Here is a 21,876-nt window from a genome sequence, read left to right as displayed (position 1 = left end):
GCAAGCGGGGCGAGGTGAAGCTGCGCCACCTGTGCAGGAAATCAGCCCGCCGGCACGATCACCATGTTCCTGTCCTTCGGCCAGCGGACGCGCCAGGCGAAGTTGATGTCGCGGACCTCGCCGGGCTTGGCGTCGAACGACCATTGCAGCACCCCGCGCTTGTCGCGGATGTTGCTTGCGGTGGGCTGGGTGCTCGAGGGCAGCATCTCGACGACGATGTCCTCGTTCTCGCTGACCGGCAGCTGGTCTTCGATGGAGACCTTGATCGGGAAGTCGTGGCCGTTGCGGATCGTGGTCTTGAACGCGCGCTCGTCGGTCTTCGACGTCGTCAGGAGCAAGCCGGCCGAACCTTCGTTGCGCTTGAGCACGGCGCGCTCGATTTTCACCTTGTCGTCGGCGCCGAAGCCGAGCCGCACGATGTCGTCCTTGGCGGACGCGGTGATGTTGCCGCGGCCGACGTAGACGCCGCCGCGGTAGATCGCGACCTTGCCGGGCAGCAGAATGGCGTCGTCCGCCTGCTTGAAGCTGGCTTCGAGAAACGCGGTCGGATCCAGCACCGGCGCGGCGCGCACCGCGAGGTCGGCGGGAACATTGACGGAAGCGATGCGGAGACTCTTGGCGCCTTCGGCCGCGCCGAGGCTGACACGGCCCGGAATTTTGAAGGTGGCCTGGAAGTCGCCCATCTCGGCGACGGCCTGTTGCTCGTCGGTCCGCTCGGTCGTTTCTGCGACCTTGGACATGGGCTCGTACTGCGCCGAACGCTGGCGGACGGTTGGCGCGGGGCGGGCCAGATCCGAAGTCGTGCCGAGCGCCGGCGGCTTCGGCACTTGCGGATACTGCGCTACCAGCGAGTTCAACTCAGGGGCACTGCCGCCGCGGCTGATGCGGACCGTGGAGACGCCGAGCGTCACGTTCGACCAGTCCTCGCCGGTCGACTGCGTGACCTCGGCGCGACGAACCAGCTCGAGCTGCGGCTTGCGGTCCTTGGCGCCGGTGTCGAGCCGGGCGTCGTAGAGCGGCACCCAGCGCGCGTTGCGCACGGTATAGGTCACGCGCAGCGTCGCCTTGGTCGCGGCGGCCGAGGCGACGTCGATCCGCACTTCCAGCTTGCTCGGCGGCTTGGCCGAGCGCTCGGCTTCCAATTCCGCGATCTGGCGGTCAAGCTCGCGCTGTTTTCGGGTGGCTTCACGAATGGCGGTGTCCGCAGTCGCGACCTCCTCGGCGACAGCCGCAAAGGCCGTGCGCCATTCGGCGATCGGACGTGCCTCGCCCTTCTCGCCGAGGCCGGCCGGCGAAGCTTCAGCAAAACGCTGCGCAAACTTGCGCCGGGCATTGGCGGAATCGATCGCGCCCTGCAGATCGGCCCGTTGATCCCTCAGCGCTTCGATGCGCTTGTCGAGGTCGGGCAGGTTGACCGGCGGCGCGGCCTTCGGCGGGCGTGCATCGATCGTGCCGATGGTGAGCTTGGCGCCCGCCTCCCCTTCGACGCGGAGGGAAGACGGGTCGAGCGAGAGCGGAAAATCCTTGGCCACCAGCGTCGAGTCGCCGGAGGCGAGATCCAGCGAAATGACGCGGGTGACGGTGGCGCCATCGGGATAGACGGTGACCGTGTCGATCGTCGAATTGGCGTCCACGTTGGCCGCCCATGACGGCGATGCGAGCGCCGTGGTCACCAAGACCAGCCCCGTGGTTGCCAAATATCTTGCGGTGATGCGCATGAAGTCCCTCCTGCCGGTATCGCCGCGCCGCCAGCCGGACGCGCGCGATGAGATGCCTCGCCATTGTGGTTGGACGCGGCAGGGAAGGAACCGGTTCGATTGAGACTTCCGTGGGGCGCCGCCGCGGCGGCACCATGTCTGTGGAACGCTCGGTGGTCCGGGCGGCTTCAGGCCTGGGCCTAAGAGCCCTGGCCGAAAATGCGCCGGAGCAGATCGGTCACGTTCTTGGCGCCGGCCTTCTTCAGAACGCCGGCGCGGTAACCTTCGACGGTCCGCGCGCTCAGATGCATCCGCCGGGCGATCTCCTTGTTGGTAAGGCCGGCGGCAAGATGCTCGAGCACGTCGGCTTCGCGCGCGGTCAGAGGCTCACAGCCCGGCAGCCAGCGTTGCCGGATCGCCCCGGGTTGCGCGAATTGATCGATGGCGGCATCGATCCGGTTGACGATGTCGTGGGTGCGGAACGGCTTTTCGATGAAGTCGGTCGCGCCGCTCTTGATGGCGTCGACCGCCATGGCGATGCTGCCATTCGCCGACGTCACGAGCACCGGCGCCATGCAATTCTCCTCGCGCAGCTGCCTGAGCACCTCGAGAGCGGAGCGATCCGGCGGCATCTCCAGCAGCACACAGGCTGGCATCCGCGCCTTGGCTTCCGAGAGCAGAGAGGCACCATCGGCAAAGCAGATCACGTCATAGGCGCTCTGTTCGAGCGCGGCGGAAAGTTGTTCGCGGGAGGCGGCGTCGGTGTCGATGACGAATACCTCGCCCTTGGAAAGCATGTTCCCCGGCATAGTCCCGATCCAGCAATGTCTTGGTCAAATGGCCCGAGACGGCCGGGGCCCCGTCGCGCCCGCCGTCATGCGCACGGCATTCACGCCAGTGCTTCGGTTTCCCCCTTATGTATGTTCCATCCGGTTCCTGGATTTGACGGATCGGGACAGAAACTTTACATTTCGGGACATCTGCGGGAATGGCTGACAGGAACGGTTTGCATGACCGACCTCATTCGCAGCGCAGGCTTGAGCTGTTACCCCGAGGTCGCCCGGTCGGCCGGGCTCGACCCCAGCCAGATGATGCGCAAGGTCAGGCTGCCGCTGGCCTGCCTCGACCAGCCGAACATCCCTATCGCCGTCACCGGCATGCGCCGCCTGCTCGAACTATCGGCAAAGGCCTCCGGTGCAGAGGATTTCGGCCTGCGTCTCGCCGAGCGCGGCGGCCTCACCAATTTCGGCGCGGTCGGCCTGATCGTGCGCGAACAGGCGACCGTCGGCGAAGCGATCGAGGCGTTTTCGCGCTTCATCCATATCCATCACGACGGCATGCGGCTCGAGGTCAGGCGTGACGAGCGGACCGTGACCATCACGCTGCATTTGCGCGGCCGGCGGCCGCGCGCGCCGCGGCAGTCGATCGACATGGCCCTCGGCAGCGTCCACCGCATCATCCAGTCGCTGTTCGGCGGCGATTGGCGGCCGCTCGAGGTGCATCTGCACTACCCGCCGCCGCTCGACCGCAAGCGCTACCGCGACTTCTTCGGCTGCCGGGTGACTTTCAATGCTGATGACGATGCGATCCTGCTGTCGGCGCACGACATGGAGCGCCGGATCCCGAGCGCGCATCCCTTGATCGCGAACTACCTGCGCAAGCGGATCGAGGCGATCGAGAGCAGGCCGGCAAGCTGGGAGGCGAAGGTCGACGAGGTGGTGCGCAGCCTTCTCGCCAGCGGCGATTGCACGGTCGAGCGCGTCGCCGAGCATCTGGCCTGTACCCGCCGCACCATCCACCGCCGCCTCGCCGCATCGGGCACCAGCTTCTCGGCCATCCTGGACGCGCAACGCGCCGATCTCGTGATCCAGCTGATCGAGGATCCCGCCCGGCCGCTGGCCGACATCGCGGTGCAGCTCGGCTTCTCCGCACAGAGCGCAATGGCGCGCTGGTTTCGCGGCCGCTTCGGCTGCACCATCACCGAGTGGCGCAAGGGCGTGCGGCCTTCCTCGGCGCCACCCTCGGCGAGTGCCGCCTGACCTCAGCGTGCCGGAGCGGGCACGCCCATCGTGGCGAGCGCCCGCCGCCCGCTGCCGGCGAGCAGCGGACCAAACGCGAGGGCAAATCCCAGGAAGGCGAGAATCCAGCCGCAGGCGGCGATGTGCAGCAGCACGTCGCCATACGCGGGCAACACGACGGCACCGACCCGGGCCAGAGCCGCAATGATGATTGCAGCATAGATTCCCTGGATCGCCGGCGAAGCCGTCAGCGCCTGTCCGGTATGGCCGAGGCTGGCGCGGGTCATCACCGCGAGCGTCATCGTTCCCGCCGCACCTGCCATCCAGGCATGGATGCCGGCGCTCAGCGGCAGCTCGCCGAAGGCGGCGACGGCATTCAGGATGAAGCCGAGCGGCACGAAGACATAACCGACATGAAGGATCAGCAGCAGCCGCTCCCGCGTGGTGCGGTCGCCGGCCCAGCGTGCAAGCCGAACCAGATGCAGCACGCCCACTGCTGCCATCGCGACGCCGGTGATCATGTTCAGCGGTGCCGTGATCCATGCGATCAGCGCCAGCGCGCTCAAGCCGATCACCGCGCCGTCAAATCGTCCGAACGGCACCGGAAGACGGCCGGGATTGAACTTGACCAGCCAGTTGCGGGTGAAGCTCGGAATGATGCGGCCGCCGATCAAGCTGATCAGCAGAATGACCACGCCGATGCCGATGCGGATGCTGACGTCGGCCGCGCCTGCGTAATACGTCTCGACATGGAAGGCGATGTTGCCGGCGAGCAGAACCAGCACCAGCCCCACCACGGGCAGGTTGCGCCAATTGCCGCCTGCGATGATCTCGCGCGTCGCGGCGGCAACGACCAATGCCAGGAATGCGGCATCGACGACCAGTGCAAACGCCCAACCGGTATTCGCCGACAGCGTCACCGCGACGCGTCCGGCAAGCCAGACCGTCACCAGGCCCGCGAGCGGCGCGCTCTGGATCGGCAGGCGCCCCGTCCAGTTCGGGATGGCGGTGAAGAGGAAGCCGGTGATGACCGCCGGCAGGAAGCCATAGAGCATCTCATGGATGTGCCAGTCGCGCGGCGCGAACGCGGAGCTCACCGACAATTCGCCGTAGAACATCGGCAGCCAGACCAGGATCGACAGCGCCGCCTGGATTGCGGCGAGCAGGAAAAAGGGGCGAAAGCTGTTCGCAAACAGCGGCCAGCCCGCAAAGTTGCGGGATCGGGCGCCAGCCATGGGTCAACTCCAATCAATTCAGACCGTTACTCAGATCGTTATTTGGAAAAATACTGCCGCCGGGCCGCCTCGTTTTGCGCTAACGCAAACTACCTGGCGATTGCAGGTGCCATCACACTCCCCGATGCCAGGGAGGCAGAATGGCCAAGGTCGACACATCGCTGGTTGCGCATCTGCCGCTGTTTGCGGGGATGACGCCGGAAGCTCTCGACGAGATCCTGCGTGAGGCCCGCTCGGCGCGCTATCCCAAGAACAGTGCAATCTTCGAGCAGGGCGCGGACGCGCAGTCCTTCTTCCTGCTGCTGCACGGCCATGTCCGCGCGGCCAAGACCACGCCGGCCGGCGAGCAGATCGTGGTGCGCTATGTCGCGCCCGGCGAGACGTTCGGTCTCGCGATGGCGATCGGAGCCGCGCGGTATCCGGCGACGGCCATGGCCGTCGACGACAGCGTCGTGCTGATCTGGCCAACCTCGGCCTGGCCGCGGCTGGTCGAGCGGTTTCCGGCGCTCGCCGCCAACACGCTCCAGACCGTCGGCACGCGGCTGCAGGAAAGTCACACCCGCATCCTGGAAATGTCGACCCAGCAGGTCGAGCAACGCATCGCGCACGCGCTGCTGCGCCTCGCCAAGCAGTCCGGCAGGAAGCGCGACCACGGCATCGAAATCGACTTCCCGATCAGCCGCCAGGACATCGCGCAGATGACGGGCACCACGCTGCACACCGTCAGCCGCATCCTGAGTGGCTGGGAGAGCCAGGGCCTCGTCGAGAGTGGCCGCCAGCGCATCGTTCTGCGCGAGCCGCACAAGATCGTGGTTCTGGCGGAGCGGAGCGCCGACAGCGGCGCGGCATGAAAGCCGAAGCATCCCTCCTCAAGATAGTAGGGTGAGGGGCGCTTGCGCTTACGACGCAAGCGCGCCCTCATCCGGGAATCCGCGCACACCTGCGCGCTTCCTGACCGTTTCACGCCGGCACGCACTCGCTCAATGCGGCGAGGAACTTCTCGCGGTCGATGCCATGCTCGCGGCAGGCGTCATCGACCGTGTGGAAGGTTGCGATCGGACAGCCGACGCAAGCCATCCTGAAGGCGAGAAACACGCGGATCGTGTGCGGCGCCGAATGCATGATGTCATCGACCAGATCTTCGGATCGGAAGGGCATGGACAGCTCCATTCCGATCGACGATAGCGGCGCGGGACCGAGTTTCTTTGCTGGAGCGCAAGCTGCCTTGTCATTCCGGGGCGCGCCGCTTGGCGCGAGCCCGGAATCCATTGTGCAACGGATTGCGTGGAAGGATGGATTCCGGGCTCGCGCTTCGCGCGCCCCGGAATGACAGGGAGCTACACCGCCCGACTGTGCAACTGCTTGCCTGGATCCAGATGCGCATCGAACGCGGCGGCGACGCTGCGGACCAGGAAGCGCGAATCTCCGGCGACGGCGAGCCGCTCGCCGTCCAATCTCACGACGCCGTCGGAGATCAGCGGCTTGAGACGCGATGCCGATTTCAGCATGACGTCGGCCTCCGCCCCGTGGCGCGCGCAGATGTCGCCGAGATCGGCACCGAACTCGCACATGATGCGTTCGATGATGTCGGCACGCAGCCGATCGTCATCGGTGAGGCCATAGCCCTTCGCGGTGGCGAGGCGGCCGGCAGCGATGCTCTGCGCATAGGCGCCGATGTGCACCTCGTTCTGGACATAGCCCTGCGGCAGATGTCCGATCGCGCTGGCGCCGAAGCCGAGCAGGACTTCGCTCCGGTCGGTGGTGTAACCCTGGAAGTTGCGCCGCAGCGTGCCCTGCTCGAACGCCACGGCCATGGCATCGTCGGGCCGCGCGAAATGATCGAGCCCGATCTGCACGTAGCCGGCCTCTTTCAAGGCATTGGCGATGGCGCAGGCTTGGTCGTGGCGCGCAAGGCCGTCGGGCAACACGCCTTCGTTGATCATGCGCTGGTGCTTCTTGAAGTCCGGCACGTGAGCATAGCCGAACACCGAGAAGCGGCTGGGCGCGAGCGCGAGGCTGCGCCGCACCGTCTCCAGGCACGAAGCCATTGTCTGGTGCGGCAACCCGTAGATCAGGTCGAAGTTGATGCCCTCGATCGCGGCGCCGCGGAGCATGTCGACCACGGACGCCGTCTGCGCGAAGCTTTGCACGCGGTTGATCGCCCGCTGCACCACGGGATCGAAGCTCTGCACGCCGAGGCTCGCGCGGTTGACGCCGGAGAGCCGCATCGCCTCCACCATGTCCGCGGTCAATGTGCGGGGATCGATCTCGACCGCGATTTCGGCCGAAGGCAGCACGAAGAATTCCTGGCGCATCGTCGCCATCAATTCGGCAAAGGCGTCCGGCGCCATGATCGTCGGCGTCCCGCCGCCGAAATGGATGTGCTCGACCTTGATGCGGTGGCCGATGGCTTCGGCGGTCAGCGCGATCTCGCTGCGCAGCGTCCGCTGGTAGCCGGCGATGAGCTCGTCACGGCGGACGATCTGGGTATGGCAGCCGCAGTACCAGCACATCTCGCGGCAGAACGGCACGTGCAGATAGAGCGAGGCGCTGGCGGCCACCGGCAGCTCCGCCAGCCAGCGGGCATAGGCGTCCGGACCGATCGCGGGCGTGAAATGCGGTGCGGTCGGATAGCTGGTGTAGCGAGGCAGGCGTTCCTCGCCGTAGATCGCCGCAAGATCAGCTCTCATAAGTTACCCATTCGTAAATCCCCGCCGCGCGCGAGACATCGCGGCAAATCACGGAATGAACTCAAATAACCAGGATCGGCGGACCCGACTTTGCGCTCGCGCAAAGCGGAGGCGCCGGTTCCCGGCCATTGTGAGAAAAATGGCGGCCATCCGGAGCGTTTGCCATGAGGCTTTTCGCACTCGAACTCATTCTCTCCCTGCTCGACGTCCGCGGCCATATCCCGCGTTTCGACGACTTCCGGCCGGTCCCGGCCGCGCCGGCCCCCGTCGGCGTGGTGCGCGCCCTGGCCGCCGCGATCGCCGTCTTCACCGCGCTGTCGCTGGCGGTCTGGGGATTGGTCTGGCTTACCTTGAACCTGCTCTGACCGGCCGCACTTTCGTCAAGGGCTTGCCTTGCGATCTCATCCACGCGCATGAGCGGGGCGATCGAGATCGTCCTCCAACTTGAACATGCAAACAAGTTGCCGCTGAGTTGACGCTCGGCCTCGATCAGCATCACGCCCTGCGAACGCGGTGAGTTGCCATCGCCGATCCCGCTCTTTCGAGAAACCTAGATCCTGTTGCGGAGGTGAATCCCGCGGAAGCTTGTCGCAGCACAAACACGCTTTCCGTAACAGGCGCACACTGCACTCCGTCATCAAAACCATTTCAGATGAAGGATGCTTCCGATGTTCACCCGCAGAGCCGCATTGATCAGCGCCGCCGCGACCGCCCTGATGTTGGCTACCCCGGCTTTCGCCACCGGCGACCTCAAGCTGCCGCGTCAGAAGGTGGAGCTGGTCGCTCCGCCCTTCGTGCACGCGCACGAGCAGGCCACGACACAAGGCCCCAAGATCGTCGAGTTCAGGATGACGGTCGAGGAGAAGAAAGTCGTCGTCGACGACAAGGGTACCACCTTCCAGGCGATGACGTTCAACGGCTCGATGCCGGGCCCGCTCATGGTCGTGCACGAGGGTGACTATGTCGAGCTGACGCTGGTCAATCCCGCGACCAACACCATGCCGCACAACATCGACTTCCATTCCGCGACCGGCGCGCTCGGCGGCGGCGAGCTCACGCTCATCAATCCCGGCGAGCAGGTCGTGCTGCGCTGGAAGGCGACCAAGACCGGCGTGTTCGTGTATCACTGCGCACCGGGCGGCCCGATGACCCCCTGGCACGTCGTCTCGGGCATGAACGGTGCCGTGATGGTGCTGCCGCGCGAGGGGCTGAACGACGGCAAGGGCCGCGCGCTGAAATACGACAAGGTCTACTATATCGGCGAGCAGGACATGTACGTGCCGCGCGACGAGAAGGGCAATTTCAAGTCCTACGAATCGCCGGGCGAAGCCTTCACCGAGACCGAAGAGGTGATGAAGAAGCTGACCCCGACCCATGTCGTGTTCAACGGCAAGGTTGGCGCGCTCACCGGCAAGAACGCGCTCACCGCGAAGGTCGGCGAGAACGTGCTGATCGTGCACTCGCAGGCCAATCGCGACAGCCGTCCGCATCTGATCGGTGGCCACGGCGACTATGTCTGGGAGACCGGCAAGTTCGGCAACGCGCCCGAGGTCGGGCTCGAGACCTGGTTCATCCGCGGCGGCTCGGCGGGAGCTGCGCTGTACAAGTTCCAGCAGCCCGGCATCTACGCCTATGTCACGCACAACCTGATCGAGGCGGCCAGTCTCGGCGCCACCGCGCACTTCAAGGTCGAAGGCAAGTGGAACGACGATCTGATGATGCAAGTGAAGGCGCCTGCCGAAATACCTCCTGCCAGCACCAACTAGACGCGATGAAGGGGCCGGTCATCGCCGGCCCCTTTTTTCCTTCTGCGGAGGAATGATTGTGCTGATCGCATTCAAGCTCAAGCTGGCACTTGCCTGCGCGGCAGGGCTTGCGGGGCCGCTGGGCGTTGCGCCTCTGGTCTCGGAGCTGACGATGCGCCATGCCGTCGGCGAGCCGGCCTTGGTCGAGGTCGCCCCGGGCAGCTTCGCCTATCGCGAGGCCGGCGATTTCACCCGCGGCGGACAGCAGGCGGAAGCGCCGAATGCGCACCATCCGGATGAACCGGCCGCTGCGCATCATGCGGAATCAGGTCGCTTCATCCGACTATCAGCATTGCGTGCAGGATGGCGCCTGCCGCGCACTCGATCGCGACGTCGCAATCGCACCCGATCGTCCCGCAGTGCAGGTGAGCTGGCACGACGCCGAGGCCTATGCAGGCTGGCTGTCGCGCAAGACCTCCCGAGCGACGAGGAATGGGCCTTTGCCGCCGGCTCCAGATTCCGGGATGACGGGGTACCGGTTGATGCAAGCGACCCTTCGAAGCGCTGGATCAGCCGCTACGAGCGCGAATCCGACCGCGACCTCTCCGACACCACGGCTCATCGCTTCGGCAAGTTCGGCCCGAACGAGCATGGCGTCGAAGACCTCGCCGGCAATGTCTGGGAGTGGACCGCGACGTGCTTCGTGCGCTCGCGAGTCGATGATTCCGGCAATCCCGGCCGCGCGACCGTGAATTGCGGTGTAAGGGTCGCCGAGGGCGCGCACCGCGCCTATGTCACCGACTTCATCCGCGACGCCCGTGCCGGCGGCTGCGCCCAAGGCGTGCCGCCCGCCAATCTCGGCTTCCGCCTGGTGCGCGAGGAGACGTCGTGGCTGGCCAGCGTCTCGCAGCGCTTGAGCAAAGCGTGGCCGGCAGGATCGTAGGGCGCCAATCATTTCCCATGACCGTCGCTTCAGTATTAGAATGAGTCTAAAAGATACTTTGGAATTGCTCTAAGCTCATGCCCTCGCGACATCGCGTCGCTAACGTTGTCTCACCGCCTGCGCTACTCAATCGGCGTTCAATCTCGCGCCTGGGAGCAGCCCTTATGATCTATCTTCGCGTCCTCGCCGCGTCTGCGGCGGTGTTGAGCCTGACCACGTCTTTCGTGTCGGAGGCAGCCGCCAATGGCGAGGTCAACGTCTATACCTACCGCGAGACCAAGCTGATCCAGCCGCTGTTCGATGCGTTCACCAAGGACACGGGCATCAAGGTCAACGTCGTCTCCGCAAGCTCCGGTCTGGAGCAGCGCATGAAGGCGGAAGGGGCCAACAGTCCGGCCGACGTGCTGCTGACGGTGGACATCGGCCGCATCGACGAGGCCGTGCAGGCCGGCGTCACCCAGCCGATCAAGTCGGAGGCGGTCGACAAGGTCGTGCCGGCGCAATATCGCGATCCGGACGGACACTGGGCCGGCATCTCCATGCGCGCGCGCGTGATCTATGCCTCGAAGGATCGCGTCAAGCAGGACAAGATCACCTATGAGGAACTCGCCGATCCCAAGTGGAAGGGCAAGATCTGCATTCGCTCGGGCCAGCACATCTACAACAACGCGCTGTTCGCGGCCTACGCGGCCAAGTACGGCGAGGCCAAGGCCGAGGAATGGCTGCGCGGCCTGAAGGCCAATCTCGCACAGAAGCCGTCGGGCGGCGATCGCGAAGCCGCGCGTGACGTCGCCGCCGGCAAATGCGATATCGGCATCGGCAACACCTATTACTGGGCGCTGATGATGAACAACGATCCCGAGAAGAAGCCGTGGGCGGAGGCGACCCGCGTCATCCTGCCGACCTTCGAGGGTGGCGGCACCCACGTCAACCTCTCCGGCGTGCTGCTCGCCAAGAACGCGCCCAACAAGGCCAACGGTACCAAGCTGATCGAGTGGCTCGTCAGCGAGCAGGCGCAGCAGATGTATGCCGACCAGAACTACGAATATCCGGTTCGGAGCGGTGTCGCCGTCAATGCGACCATCGCCGGCTACGGCAAGCTCGTCCCGGATCCGTTGCCGATCGCAAAGATCGCCGCCAACCGCAAGGCTGCGGCCTCGCTGGTGGATAAGGTCGGCTTTGACAACTGATCTCTGGCGGCCCACGTCTATCGAACTGCTGGAAGCTACGAGCACACGGCCTCGATCGAGGGGCCGTGTGCACGCCGGTCGCGCCGCAACCGCCATCGCGATCGCAACCGCGGTCCTGGTCGCGGCGCCCGTGATCTCGATCGTTGCGCTGGCTTTGCAGCCGGCGTCCGATGTGTGGCACGACCTGATCAACTACGTGCTGCCGGCCGCCCTTCTCGACACTGCCCTTCTGCTCGTCGGGGTCGGCGCGGTCACACTTTTGATTGGCGCCGGCACTGCATGGGTGATGTCGCGCCACGATTTTGCCGGCCGGGGCATGCTGCTGTGGCTGATGCCGCTGCCGCTGGCGATTCCGACCTATCTTGCGGCGTACGTCTATGCCGATCTGTTCGAACCGCTGGGCCTGGTGCATCGCACCCTGGCGACCTGGCTGCCGCTCGGCGATGCTCTCGGCCTTCTGCCCAACCTCCGCTCGCTGCCGGGCGCCATCTTCGTGATCGGGCTCGTGCTCTACCCTTACGTCTATCTCTCGGCGCGTGCGACGTTCCAGGTTCAGTCTGCCGAATTCGCGGAAGCGGCCACGACTCTGGGCGCCGGCCGATGGACCATCTTGTGGCGCGTTTCACTGCCGATGGCGCGGCCGGCGCTGGCGGTCGGCGTGGCGCTGGTCGCGCTGGAAACGCTCAACGACATCGGAGCCAGCGAATATCTCGGCATCCGCACGCTGACGGTCTCGATCTTCACCACCTGGCTCAACCGCGGCAGCCTTGCCGGTGCAGCGCAGCTCGCATGCCTGATGCTTGCGATCGTCGCCGGCCTGATCGCGATGGAGCGTTACGGCCGTCGCAACGCCAGCATCGAATTCTCGGCCGAAAGCCCGCATGTGAGGCGGCGAACCCCGCTGTCGGGCGCAAGAGCGTCGATCGCGTTCGCGGTCTGCGTGCTGCCGGTGCTGATCGGCTTCGTGGTCCCGCTGTTCTATCTGGCGCATCAGGCTCTCGGCCGCGGCCTGCTTGCAAATTTCGACCCGCTGCTGTGGCGCCACACCTTCCATTCGTTTGCGTTTGCAGGGCTCGCGACGCTCATGGCCTTGATGCTTGCGCTCGCCACCACGATCGCGCATCGCTTGCGGCCGGATCCTCTGCGATATGTCGCGCTGAGCATCGCGCAGGCCGGATATGCGCTGCCGGGTCTCGTCATCGCTCTCGGCCTGCTCACCCCGGTCCTGGCGGTCGACAATGCGCTGAGCGCGGTCGCGACCTGGACCGGACGTTCGCTTCCCGGGCTGGTCCTGGTCGGCTCCGGGATGGCCGTCGTGATCGCCTACACGATTCGTTTTCTGGCTGTGCCGGTCGGCATGATCAAGGCCGGGTTCGACAGCATTCCGAGCGACTATGACGAGAGCGCGCGCGCGGTCGGCGCCGGCCAGGGGGTCATGTTGAGGCAGATCTATCTGCCGTTGCTCCGGCCCGCGATGCTTGGCGCCGTCATCATCATGTTCGTCGACTGCCTGAAGGAGCTGCCGGCAACGCTGCTCCTGCGGCCCCTCAACGTCGAAACGCTGTCCACGTCGATCTACCAGTACGCAAGCCGCGGCAATTTCGAGGACGGCGCGCTCGCGGCGCTCCTGATCATCGCCGCGAGCATCGGCCCGGTTGCCTGGCTGACCCGGTTCTCTGAAGTGCCGAGCGGCCCCGCTTGAAGGGGCACATCGTCCGCACATTCATGGCGCTTCGACGAATTGATAGCAAACGCTTGGTTGTCGCCGGCGCCTGCAACCTGCTCAAATCTTCCGCGCGAACATGCGAAAACCGGGCGCGCCGATGATTGCCTCGAAATTCGGATCGCGCTTCTCTTCCGCGAAGACAAAACCCGCCTTCGCGTAGGCGCGCTCGGCCGGCTCGTTGCCGATCAGGAACGATATCGTCGCCCTGGCAAACCCAGCTGCCCGCCCTTTGTCCAGTGCATGCGCGATCAACGCCTGCACGAGACCGCGGCGACCATAGGCCGGGTCGGTTGCGACATGCTCGATCATCCAATCGCCCTCGCCGCCCTGGACCCAGCAAGCTCGCGAATAGGCACCGCGCTGGCGGATGGCATCGAGCTCTGACGCCGTGAGCCCAATTGAGAGACCAACCTCTTCGACCGCGCGCCATGCCGCAGAGCCGGTGCCGGCCGCCGGCACGGCGCAAAGCGCAGCAGCGGGCTTGCCATCGATCTCGGCGACCAGGAACTGCGAAAAATGCCACATCGACACCGCCCGTGCGACGGCGACGCGCGTGACGAAAGCGAGGCACTCCGCTTCCGGCCAGCCGAGCGCCACGTCGAACCAGCCGCGCGGCCGGTGGCCGCGCATCGAATTCAGGATGGTTTGTGCGATGAATTCGGCATCTTCGGGACGCGCGGACCGTATCGTCATGCGCGCCCCTTTACGACGACCCTACGTGTTCTTCAGCGCGACGCGGAATTCGGCTTCGGTCTTGGACTTGATCTCGTCGAGCGTGACGCCGTCGGCGAGCTCGATCAGCGCCATGCCGCCATCGCCGTGCTTGTCGATGGTGAAGACGGCAAGATCAGTGACGACCATGTCGACGACGCGCTCGCCGGTCAGCGGCAGATTGCACCTCTTCAGGAGCTTCGGGCCGTCCTTGGCCGAATGCTCCATCACCACGACGACGCGCTTGACGCCGGCGACGAGATCCATCGCGCCGCCCATGCCCTTGACCATCTTGCCGGGGATCATCCAGTTGGCGAGATCGCCGTTCTGGGCCACCTGCATGGCGCCGAGGATCGAGAGATCCATGTGGCCGCCGCGGATCATGCCGAAGGAATCCGCGCTCGAGAAATACGAGGTCGACGGCAGCTCGCTCACCGTCTGCTTGCCGGCGTTGATGAGATCGGCGTCTTCCTCGCCCTCATAGGGGAACGGCCCCATGCCGAGCATGCCGTTCTCGCTCTGCAAGGAGACGTCCATGCCATCGGGGATGTAGTTCGAGACCAGCGTCGGGATGCCGATGCCGAGATTGACGTAGTAGCCGTCGCGCAATTCCTTCGCGGCGCGCGCGGCCATCTGTTCACGGGTCCAGGCCATGTGAGTCTCCTGTTGCGCTTAAGCGGCGGTACGCGGGCGGGTGTTGCGGAATTCGATGCGCTTCTTGGCCGTGCCGACCTCGACGATGCGCTTCACGAAGATGCCGGGCGTGTGGATGTGGTCGGGATTGAGTTCACCGGCGGGAACCAGATGCTCGACCTCGGCCACCGTGATCTTCGCGGCGGTCGCCATCATCGGGTTAAAGTTGCGCGCGGTCTTGCGGTAGATCAGGTTGCCGGCGGTGTCGCCCTTCCAGGCGTGCACGATGGCGAGGTCGGCGAACAGGCCGCGCTCCATCAGGTACTTCTCGCCGTCGAATTCCTTCACTTCCTTGCCTTCGGCGATCAGCGTGCCGACGCCGGTCTTGGTGTAGAAGGCCGGGATGCCGGCGCCGCCGGCGCGGATGCGCTCGGCCAGCGTGCCCTGCGGATTGAACTCGAGTTCCAGCTCGCCGGCGAGATATTGCTGGGCGAACAGCTTGTTCTCGCCGACATAGGACGAGATCATCTTCTTGATCTGGCGGGTTTCGAGCAGGCGGCTGAGGCCGATGCCGTCGACGCCGGCATTGTTGGAGACCACGGTCAGGCCCTTGACGCCGGAATCCCGGATCGCGTCCGACAGCTCCTCGGCAATGCCGCAGAGGCCGAAGCCGCCCGACATGATCATCATGTTGTCTTTTAGAATGCCTGACAGCGCCGACTTGGCGTCGGGATAGACCTTGTTCATGAAAAAAACCTCGACTGAACCTTCGGCTGGCGGGCGTCGCGCCTCATTGGCGGCGATTATTAGGCGAAATCGTCCGAAGCCGTCAATGATACGGGGTTCTCCGCTCCGCCCCCGGGTGATAGAAGCTGCCCATGCCGTGGGCATAACCGAGCAGCGGCCTTGAAAGCGTCAAGAAAACCCATCAAGTTGCGGTACTTAACACCATAGGATCTGGGCGTTCGGCACACACGTTTCGCGACCCGCCCTTCTGGCTCCAACGACCAACCCGATCAGGACATGCCATTGACCATGGCCCAAGGAATGAAGCGCCTCGGGACGCCGATCGCGGCGCTGCTCGGCGTCGCGCTGATCGCCCTGATCGCGACCTCCTGGCTCATCAACCGCGACGCGCTGCGCAAGGCGGTCGAAGCGCAGATCCGCGACGTCACCGGGCTCGAGCTCAATGTCGCAGGCAGCATCGAGATCTCGGTGCTTCCGGCGAGCTATATCTCCTTCCGCGACGTCGGCCTCAAGGGCGGCGGCACCAGCGCTCCCGCGCTCCAGGTCGACGTGCTCACTGCGAATTTGCGGCTGCTGCCGCTCCTGCTGCAACGCTTCGAGATCGCCGACCTGACGCTGCTGCGGCCGCGCATCCACGTCAGCCTGAAGCCGGATGGCGAGAGCAACTGGACGCCCTTCATCCAGACCATCGCACGGACCATGAAGCCCGGCGCCGAGAACCAGGTCTCGTTCTCCGAAATCCGCATCCAGGACGGCGTGCTCGATTACGAGGACGTTGCCACGCGTGCCACCGAGAAGCTGGACGACATCGACCTGTCGCTGGCCTGGCCTTCGATCTCCCGCTCCTTTGCCGCGACCGGGCAGTTCGACTGGCGCGGCGAGCGCGTCGACGGCTCGATCAGCTTTTCCGATTTCGTCGCCGCCCTCTCCGGCGACCGCTCCGGCCTGAAGGCACGCATCGCCAGCGCGCCGCTCAAGCTCGCCTTCGACGGCAGCGTCGCCAACCGCACCAGCCCGATGATGGAGGGCACGCTCACGGTGGACAGCCCGTCCTTGCGCAATGCGCTGCGCTGGACCGGGCAGCCGCAGCCCGGCAGCGGCGGCTTCGGCCGCTTCGTGCTGAAGGCGCGCGCCAACGTCGTCGGCGCCTCGATCGCGCTCACCAATGTCAATGTCGAGCTCGACGGCAATGCCGCCGAAGGCGTCATGACCTACGCCAATAACGGCCGGCAGACGCTGCAGGCCACGCTCGCCGCCGACGCGCTCGACTTCACACCTTATATCTCGACGTTCCGCCTGCTCGCGAGCGGCGCGCGCGACTGGAACAGGCAGCTGTTCGACCTCCAGGGATTGTCGACCACCGACCTCGACATGCGCCTGTCGGCGGCCAAGCTGACAGTCGGGCCCACCAAGCTCGGCCGCACCGCGATCGGCGCCAATTTGCGCAACGGCACGCTGGCGCTCTCGGTCGGCGAGGCGCAGGTCTATGGCGGTATCGCGAAAGGCTCGTTCGGCATCGCGCGGTCCGATACGGTCGCCGACATCAAGGCGCAATTCCAGTTCACCGACGTGGATCTGCAGGCCTGCGCCACCGAGCTGTTCGGCCTCAACAAGCTGTCCGGCCGCGGCAATATCAACGTCTCGCTCTTCGCCTCGGGCTCGAGCCCGTTCGGCCTCGTGCAGTCGCTCGACGGCAGCGCCACCGTGACCGGGCATAACGGCGCGATCGCGGGCTTCAATGCCGAGCAGTTGCTGAAGCGGCTGGAGCGGCGGCCGCTGTCGGGCGGCGGCAATTTCCGCAACGGCTCGACGCCATACGACAAGCTCACGATCTCGGTGAAATTCTCCGACGGCATCGCAACCGCCGAAGACATCCGCATCGAGGGCCCGGCGGCCAAGATCACGCTGACCGGCACCGCCTCCGTGCCGACCCGCGAATACGACATGAAGGGCGTGGCGAGCCTCAACACGACGTCCGGCTTTCAATTGCCCTTCATGGTGCAGGGCCCCTGGGACGATCCCCTGATCTTCCCCGATCCCGAAAGCCTGATCCGGCAATCGCCTGCGGCGTCTCCGTTCCTCGACCTCCTCAAGCAGCGCATCACCGGCAGCGGAAAGCGCCCGGCGCAGGACGGATCGCCGACAGCCGAGAACGCCAAGGAGAATGCGAAGTCCAACTGAGGATCGCGTTCCTCTGCCGCTGCCCGATGATCGCGAATTGATCGTGGTGAATTGATGCGGCGATTGGATCGATGCGCGCATGATGCATCTCCGCAGTTGAAACGCTACGACCTTGGTCCGACAAGATGCGTTGATTGCGCTACCACCATGCGCTAGTGTTTTATACGACCGGTTAAAACACCGGCCGTTTGAGGGAGAAAAACGTGAAATCCAAGGTTATTGGCGCAGTTTCATTGGCGGTCGCTGCGGTCGGGCTGTTTGCCGCCACTGCGCCCGCATTTGCGCAACAAAAGACGATCACGGTCTGGTGGGTCAAAGGCTTTTACAAGTCCGAGGACGAAGCGCTCGCCGAGACGATCAAGAAGTTTGAAGCCAAGACCGGCATCAAAGTCGAATTGTCGCAGTACGCGATCCAGGACATGATTCCGAAGACCGTCGCAGCGCTCGATGCCGGCACCGTGCCCGACGTCGCCTATTCCGACAGCTACGACGTGCAGGTGCAGGGCAAGTGGGCCTATGAGGGCAAGCTCGAGGACCTCACCGATGTCATGGACCCGATCAAGGGCCGGTTCGTGCAGAACACGCTGGACGCCTCGATCCTCTACAACGACGTCGCCAAGAAGAAGGCCTATTACGGCTTCCCGCTGAAGCAGCAGAGCATGCACGTCCAAATCTGGGGCGACATGCTGGAGAAAGCCGGCTTCAAGCAGAGTGACATCCCGAACGACTGGACCGGCTACTGGAGCTTCTGGTGCGACAAGGTGCAGCCGGCGATCCGTAAGGCCACAGGCCAGCGCATCTATGCCGTCGGCCAGCCGATGGGCGTGGAATCCACCGACTCGTTCCAATCGTTCTACACCTTCATGGACGCCTACCACGTCAAGCTCGTCGACGACGACGGCAAGCTGCTGGTCGACGACCCCAAGGTCCGCGACGGCCTGATCAAGGCGCTGAAGGACTACACCGACACCTACGTCAAGGGCTGCGCCCCGCCCTCCGCGACCACCTGGAAGGACCCGGACAACAACGTCGCCTTCCACAACAAGACCATCGTGATGACCCACAACTTCACGATCTCGATCGCGGCGAAATGGTACGAGGAATCACAGAATCAGAACGTCACGCCGGAACAGCGCGAGGCCGGCAAGAAGGCCTATGAGCAGGACATCGTCACGGCATCTTTCCCCAAGGCTCCCGATGGCTCGACCATCCAGTATCGCTCGGACGTCAAGACGGGTCTGATCTTCACCGCGGCCAAGAACAAGGCCGAGGGCAAGCAGTTCCTCAACTTCCTGCTCCAGGAAGAGAACATCCGTCCCTACATCGAGGGCGCGCTCGGCCGCTGGTTCCCGGTGACGAAGGAAAGCCAGGAAAGCCCGTTCTGGCAGGCTGACAAGCACCGCAAGGCCGTCTACACGCAGTTCAAGGGCGGCACCTCTCAGTTCGACTTCACCAAGAACTGGAAGTTCACCATTCTGAACAACGAGAACGTGTGGGCGAAGGCGATGAACCGCGTCGTCAGCGAAAAGGTTCCGGTCGACAAGGCCGTCGACGAGCTGATCGCCCGCATCAAGCAGGTCGCGGGCTAAGTCGTCCGCCCCTTCTCTCCGCATCACGGCGGAGAGTGCAACAACACACCGGCCGCGTTTCGCGGCCGGCTTCTCTTTGAAGAGTCCGAAAGAATGGCGATCACCCTCTCTGGCGATCAGGCAATACCCGGCCCGCCCCTGTCGTCGCGGCTGACCCCGGCGCAGGTCTGGGGCATCCTCTTGCTAACGCCCTATCTGCTCGTCTTCCTTGCCTTTGTCGTCTATCCCGTCTGCTACGGGCTCTGGCTGGCACGCGATCCGGCGAACTATGTGGCGCTGTATCACGACCCGATCTTCGCGCGCGCTGCAATCAACACGCTGATCTTCCTGGTCGTCGGCATCAACATCAAGATGATGATTGCGCTGTTCCTGTCCGGCTTCTTCGCGCAGCAGCGCACCTGGATCAGATGGCTGTCGGTGATCTTCATCCTGCCCTGGGCGGTGCCGTCGATCCCGACCATCCTGTCGGTGCGCTTCATGCTCAATCCCGAATGGGGCATGGTCAACCACTTCATCTTCTCCCTGACCGGCGATGACGGCCCGAACTGGCTGAACGACCCGACCGTCGCGCTGTGCATGGCGATCGCCGTGCACATCTGGAAGTCGCTGCCGTTCTGGACGCTGATCCTGATCACCGGGCGCCTTGCGATATCGCACGATCTGTTCGAGGCCGCGGAGGTGGATGGCGCGAGCTGGTGGCAGAAATTCCGCTACATCACCTGGCCGTCGATGCAGACGCTCTACGTCACCTGCACGCTGCTCTCGATGATCTGGACGCTGGGCGATTTCAACAGCGTCTACCTGCTCACCGGCGGCGGACCTGCCGACCTCACGCACGTGCTGGCGACGCTCGGCATCCGCTATCTTCGGCTTGACCAGCTCTCGCTCGCGATGGCATCCATCGTCTGCGCGATGCCGTTCGTCCTGCCACTGGTTTACTTCATGATGAAACGGTTGTCGCGATGAAGCTTCCCTCCCTCCGTGACGTCGCGACGGAAGCGCGGCTGCTGCTGATCGGCATTCCCGTCTTCCTGTGGACGATGATCCCGATCTACCACATGTTCCTGTTCGCGATTTCTCCGAAGGAGGACGCGTTCTCGGGCAAACTGTGGCCGGACCATCCGACGCTGCACAACTTCGAAATCGTGTTCAAGCAGCAGCACTACTTCCTGCGCGACTTCTACGCCCAGTTCTGGAATTCGACGCTGATCGCAGTCTCCGTGGGCGTGCTCACGCTGTTCATCGCGACCGCCGCGGCGTTCGCGATTTCGCGATTGAAGGTGCCGGGCGGACGCGCGGTGCTGAACCTCGCGCTGTTCACCTATTTCATTCCGGCGGCGTTCCTCGCGGTGCCGATGTATCGCACCATGGGCAATTACGGCCTGCTCAACAATCACTGGTCGCTGATCCTGGCCATGGTGACGATCGCCTCGCCTTACGCGATCTGGGTGCTGAAGCAGGCCTCCGACAAGCTGCCGGTGGAGCTGGACGAGGCCGCGGTGATGGACGGCGCCACCACGCTGCAGATCTTCCGCCTGGTCTACCTGCCGCTAATGATGCCCTCGCTGGTCGCGATCGGCACCTATGCGGTGCTGCTGGCCTGGAACGAATATCTCTACGCGTTCCTGCTGCTGTCGAACGACCGCGATATCACGCTCCCCGTCGCGCTCGGCAACTTCCTCGCCGCCGACGACTCGCCCTGGGAGCTGCTGATGACCACCGGCTTCATCTACGCGCTGCCGCCGGCCGCGGTCTATTACGCCTTCCGCCGCTACATGGTGGGCGGGCTCACGGCGGGTGCGGTGAAGTCGTAAGCTCTTCTTTCGTCATTGCGAGCCACCGGGTCCGCGCGGAGCGCGGCCCGATGACAGGCTCCGCGAAGCAATCCAGACTACCTCTGCAGAGACAGACTGGATTGCTTCGTCGCAAGAACTCCTCGCAATGACAGCAGGGCCTCACAGCGGCGCAGCGCTCTCGCCCTGCGAGCTCGACAGCTTCGAAGCGAGCGAGGCGATGACGATGACGACCGCGATCAGCGCGATCACCAGCGTGCAGATCGCGTTGATCTCGGGCTTCACGCCGAGCCGCACCTCCGAATAGATGCGGATCGGCAGCGTCGCCGAGCCGGGGCCGGTGGTGAAGCTCGCGATCACGAGATCGTCGAGCGACAGCGTGAACGCCAGCATCCAGCCCGCGACGATCGCCGGCGCAATCAGCGGCAGCGTCACGGCCACGAACGCACCGACGGAATTGCAGCCGAGATCCATCGCCGCCTCCTCCAGCGAGCGATCGAGCGAGCCGAGGCGCGACTGCACGACCACCGCGACGAAGCACATGGTCAGCGTGGTGTGGGCGATCGTCACCGTCCAGAAACCGCGCTCGGCGTTCAGCGCGACGAACAGCAAGAGCAGCGACAACCCGGTGATCACCTCCGGCATCACCAGTGGGGCGTAGAGCATGCCGGAGAACAGGGTGCGTCCGCGAAAGCGCTCACCGCGCGACAGCGCCACCGCCGCGAGCGTGCCGAGCAGCGTCGCAATGGTCGCGGAGGAGACCGCAACCCGCAGGCTCATCCAGGCCGCCTCAATCATGGCGCGGTCGTTGAAGAACTCATGATACCAGCGCAGCGACCAGCCGCCCCACACCGTCACCAGGCGCGAGGCGTTGAAGGAGTAGAGGACGAGGATGAGGATCGGCAAATAGAGGAACGCCAGCCCCAGCGCGAGCGAGGCGATGTTGAAGCGGGACAGGCGGGAGACCTTGCGCATCGC

Annotated in this window: 19 protein-coding genes and 1 pseudogene; 11 read left to right on the top strand and 9 right to left on the bottom strand. The window is 64.8% G+C overall.

Features of this window, described 5'->3' with window-relative positions; translation table 11 throughout:
• Positions 1–41 precede the first annotated feature (41 nt).
• Together ACM43_RS23270 and ACM43_RS23265 are read right to left on the bottom strand one after the other, a co-directional pair.
• Complete coding sequence (locus ACM43_RS23270; RefSeq protein WP_271543048.1) at positions 42–1,718, bottom strand: mucoidy inhibitor MuiA family protein; 1,677 nt, start codon at positions 1,716–1,718, stop codon at positions 42–44.
• Positions 1,719–1,897: 179 nt separating this feature from the next.
• The gene (locus ACM43_RS23265) at positions 1,898–2,506 is read right to left on the bottom strand and encodes a response regulator transcription factor (protein WP_157286873.1); all 609 of its coding nucleotides are present in this window, start codon (positions 2,504–2,506) and stop codon (positions 1,898–1,900) included.
• Positions 2,507–2,707: 201 nt separating this feature from the next.
• Here ACM43_RS23265 and ACM43_RS23260 point away from each other — a divergent pair, with 201 nt between their 5' ends.
• On the top strand, positions 2,708–3,736 hold the full coding sequence (locus ACM43_RS23260) for an AraC family transcriptional regulator (protein ID WP_271543045.1): 1,029 nt from the start codon (positions 2,708–2,710) through the stop codon (positions 3,734–3,736).
• Between the two features lie 2 nt (positions 3,737–3,738).
• On the opposite strand, the gene ACM43_RS23255 is transcribed toward ACM43_RS23260, so the two are convergent.
• Positions 3,739–4,950, bottom strand: coding sequence for an NnrS family protein (locus ACM43_RS23255; RefSeq protein WP_271543043.1), 1,212 nt, complete (start codon positions 4,948–4,950; stop codon positions 3,739–3,741).
• 140 nt (positions 4,951–5,090) lie between these two features.
• On the opposite strand from ACM43_RS23255, the gene ACM43_RS23250 reads away from it, so the two are divergent.
• Positions 5,091–5,801 (top strand): Crp/Fnr family transcriptional regulator, encoded by a 711-nt coding sequence (locus ACM43_RS23250; RefSeq protein ID WP_271543041.1) that lies wholly within the window; start codon positions 5,091–5,093, stop codon positions 5,799–5,801.
• A 109-nt stretch (positions 5,802–5,910) separates the two neighbouring features.
• On the opposite strand, the gene ACM43_RS23245 is transcribed toward ACM43_RS23250, so the two are convergent.
• Both ACM43_RS23245 and hemN read right to left on the bottom strand, forming a co-directional pair.
• Positions 5,911–6,108, bottom strand: coding sequence for a DUF1858 domain-containing protein (locus tag ACM43_RS23245; protein ID WP_271543039.1), 198 nt, complete (start codon positions 6,106–6,108; stop codon positions 5,911–5,913).
• Between the two features lie 179 nt (positions 6,109–6,287).
• On the bottom strand, positions 6,288–7,640 hold the full coding sequence (gene hemN / locus ACM43_RS23240; protein WP_271543037.1) for an oxygen-independent coproporphyrinogen III oxidase: 1,353 nt from the start codon (positions 7,638–7,640) through the stop codon (positions 6,288–6,290).
• Between the two features lie 164 nt (positions 7,641–7,804).
• Between hemN and ACM43_RS23235 the strand changes: the two genes are divergently transcribed.
• From ACM43_RS23235 to ACM43_RS23215, 5 genes and pseudogenes are all read left to right on the top strand, one after another.
• Positions 7,805–8,005, top strand: a complete 201-nt coding sequence (locus ACM43_RS23235; RefSeq protein ID WP_271543035.1) for a hypothetical protein — start codon at positions 7,805–7,807, stop codon at positions 8,003–8,005.
• A 303-nt stretch (positions 8,006–8,308) separates the two neighbouring features.
• Positions 8,309–9,406: a copper-containing nitrite reductase gene (gene nirK, locus ACM43_RS23230; RefSeq protein WP_271543033.1), complete on the top strand. Its 1,098-nt coding sequence runs from the start codon at positions 8,309–8,311 to the stop codon at positions 9,404–9,406.
• A 158-nt stretch (positions 9,407–9,564) separates the two neighbouring features.
• Positions 9,565–10,328 (top strand): annotated as a pseudogene (locus tag ACM43_RS23225) (SUMF1/EgtB/PvdO family nonheme iron enzyme).
• A gap of 164 nt (positions 10,329–10,492) precedes the next feature.
• Complete coding sequence (locus ACM43_RS23220) at positions 10,493–11,518, top strand: Fe(3+) ABC transporter substrate-binding protein (protein ID WP_035998784.1); 1,026 nt, start codon at positions 10,493–10,495, stop codon at positions 11,516–11,518.
• 67 nt (positions 11,519–11,585) lie between these two features.
• The gene (locus ACM43_RS23215; protein WP_271543030.1) at positions 11,586–13,220 is read left to right on the top strand and encodes an ABC transporter permease; all 1,635 of its coding nucleotides are present in this window, start codon (positions 11,586–11,588) and stop codon (positions 13,218–13,220) included.
• A gap of 81 nt (positions 13,221–13,301) precedes the next feature.
• Here the strand turns inward: ACM43_RS23215 and ACM43_RS23210 are convergent, their stop codons facing one another.
• The 3 genes from ACM43_RS23210 to ACM43_RS23200 are packed head-to-tail and all read right to left on the bottom strand — an operon-like array spanning position 13,302 to position 15,335.
• Positions 13,302–13,937, bottom strand: coding sequence for a GNAT family N-acetyltransferase (locus ACM43_RS23210; RefSeq protein WP_271543028.1), 636 nt, complete (start codon positions 13,935–13,937; stop codon positions 13,302–13,304).
• 21 nt (positions 13,938–13,958) lie between these two features.
• Positions 13,959–14,609, bottom strand: a complete 651-nt coding sequence (locus ACM43_RS23205) for a CoA transferase subunit B (RefSeq protein WP_035998776.1) — start codon at positions 14,607–14,609, stop codon at positions 13,959–13,961.
• Positions 14,610–14,627: 18 nt separating this feature from the next.
• On the bottom strand, positions 14,628–15,335 hold the full coding sequence (locus tag ACM43_RS23200) for a CoA transferase subunit A (RefSeq protein ID WP_035998773.1): 708 nt from the start codon (positions 15,333–15,335) through the stop codon (positions 14,628–14,630).
• 288 nt (positions 15,336–15,623) lie between these two features.
• Here ACM43_RS23200 and ACM43_RS23195 point away from each other — a divergent pair, with 288 nt between their 5' ends.
• The 4 genes from ACM43_RS23195 (at position 15,624) to ACM43_RS23180 (ending at position 20,919) form a co-directional block, all read left to right on the top strand.
• Positions 15,624–17,516, top strand: coding sequence for an AsmA family protein (locus ACM43_RS23195; protein WP_198399966.1), 1,893 nt, complete (start codon positions 15,624–15,626; stop codon positions 17,514–17,516).
• 203 nt (positions 17,517–17,719) lie between these two features.
• Entirely contained in the window at positions 17,720–19,105 is a 1,386-nt protein-coding gene (locus ACM43_RS23190) for an ABC transporter substrate-binding protein (RefSeq protein ID WP_271543023.1), read from the top strand.
• A 93-nt stretch (positions 19,106–19,198) separates the two neighbouring features.
• The gene (locus tag ACM43_RS23185) at positions 19,199–20,071 is read left to right on the top strand and encodes a carbohydrate ABC transporter permease (RefSeq protein ID WP_035998764.1); all 873 of its coding nucleotides are present in this window, start codon (positions 19,199–19,201) and stop codon (positions 20,069–20,071) included.
• Positions 20,068–20,919 carry a carbohydrate ABC transporter permease gene (locus ACM43_RS23180; RefSeq protein WP_035998760.1) on the top strand — a complete coding sequence of 284 codons (852 nt, stop codon included), beginning with the start codon at positions 20,068–20,070 and terminating at the stop codon, positions 20,917–20,919. Before ACM43_RS23185 ends, ACM43_RS23180 begins: the two co-directional genes overlap by 4 nt.
• 141 nt (positions 20,920–21,060) lie before the next feature.
• On the opposite strand, the gene ACM43_RS23175 is transcribed toward ACM43_RS23180, so the two are convergent.
• Positions 21,061–21,873 carry an ABC transporter permease gene (locus ACM43_RS23175; protein WP_271543019.1) on the bottom strand — a complete coding sequence of 271 codons (813 nt, stop codon included), beginning with the start codon at positions 21,871–21,873 and terminating at the stop codon, positions 21,061–21,063.
• Between the last annotated feature and the right edge of the window lie 3 nt (positions 21,874–21,876).

It is taken from the genome of Bradyrhizobium sp. CCBAU 45321 (genome assembly GCF_028128975.1).
In the GTDB taxonomy this organism is placed as follows: domain Bacteria; phylum Pseudomonadota; class Alphaproteobacteria; order Rhizobiales; family Xanthobacteraceae; genus Bradyrhizobium; species Bradyrhizobium yuanmingense.
This window is presented reverse-complemented; position numbering and strand designations above follow the sequence as displayed.

Coding starts and splice junctions, on each gene's coding strand:
- ACM43_RS23270 (WP_271543048.1), bottom strand. CDS start 1,718: ATGCGCATCACCGCAAGATATTTGGCAACCACGGGGCTGGTCTTGGTG.
- ACM43_RS23265 (WP_157286873.1), bottom strand. CDS start 2,506: ATGCCGGGGAACATGCTTTCCAAGGGCGAGGTATTCGTCATCGACACC.
- ACM43_RS23260 (WP_271543045.1), top strand. CDS start 2,708: ATGACCGACCTCATTCGCAGCGCAGGCTTGAGCTGTTACCCCGAGGTC.
- ACM43_RS23255 (WP_271543043.1), bottom strand. CDS start 4,950: ATGGCTGGCGCCCGATCCCGCAACTTTGCGGGCTGGCCGCTGTTTGCG.
- ACM43_RS23250 (WP_271543041.1), top strand. CDS start 5,091: ATGGCCAAGGTCGACACATCGCTGGTTGCGCATCTGCCGCTGTTTGCG.
- ACM43_RS23245 (WP_271543039.1), bottom strand. CDS start 6,108: ATGCCCTTCCGATCCGAAGATCTGGTCGATGACATCATGCATTCGGCG.
- hemN (WP_271543037.1), bottom strand. CDS start 7,640: ATGAGAGCTGATCTTGCGGCGATCTACGGCGAGGAACGCCTGCCTCGC.
- ACM43_RS23235 (WP_271543035.1), top strand. CDS start 7,805: ATGAGGCTTTTCGCACTCGAACTCATTCTCTCCCTGCTCGACGTCCGC.
- nirK (WP_271543033.1), top strand. CDS start 8,309: ATGTTCACCCGCAGAGCCGCATTGATCAGCGCCGCCGCGACCGCCCTG.
- ACM43_RS23220 (WP_035998784.1), top strand. CDS start 10,493: ATGATCTATCTTCGCGTCCTCGCCGCGTCTGCGGCGGTGTTGAGCCTG.
- ACM43_RS23210 (WP_271543028.1), bottom strand. CDS start 13,937: ATGACGATACGGTCCGCGCGTCCCGAAGATGCCGAATTCATCGCACAA.
- ACM43_RS23205 (WP_035998776.1), bottom strand. CDS start 14,609: ATGGCCTGGACCCGTGAACAGATGGCCGCGCGCGCCGCGAAGGAATTG.
- ACM43_RS23200 (WP_035998773.1), bottom strand. CDS start 15,335: ATGAACAAGGTCTATCCCGACGCCAAGTCGGCGCTGTCAGGCATTCTA.
- ACM43_RS23195 (WP_198399966.1), top strand. CDS start 15,624: ATGGCCCAAGGAATGAAGCGCCTCGGGACGCCGATCGCGGCGCTGCTC.
- ACM43_RS23185 (WP_035998764.1), top strand. CDS start 19,199: ATGGCGATCACCCTCTCTGGCGATCAGGCAATACCCGGCCCGCCCCTG.
- ACM43_RS23180 (WP_035998760.1), top strand. CDS start 20,068: ATGAAGCTTCCCTCCCTCCGTGACGTCGCGACGGAAGCGCGGCTGCTG.
- ACM43_RS23175 (WP_271543019.1), bottom strand. CDS start 21,873: ATGCGCAAGGTCTCCCGCCTGTCCCGCTTCAACATCGCCTCGCTCGCG.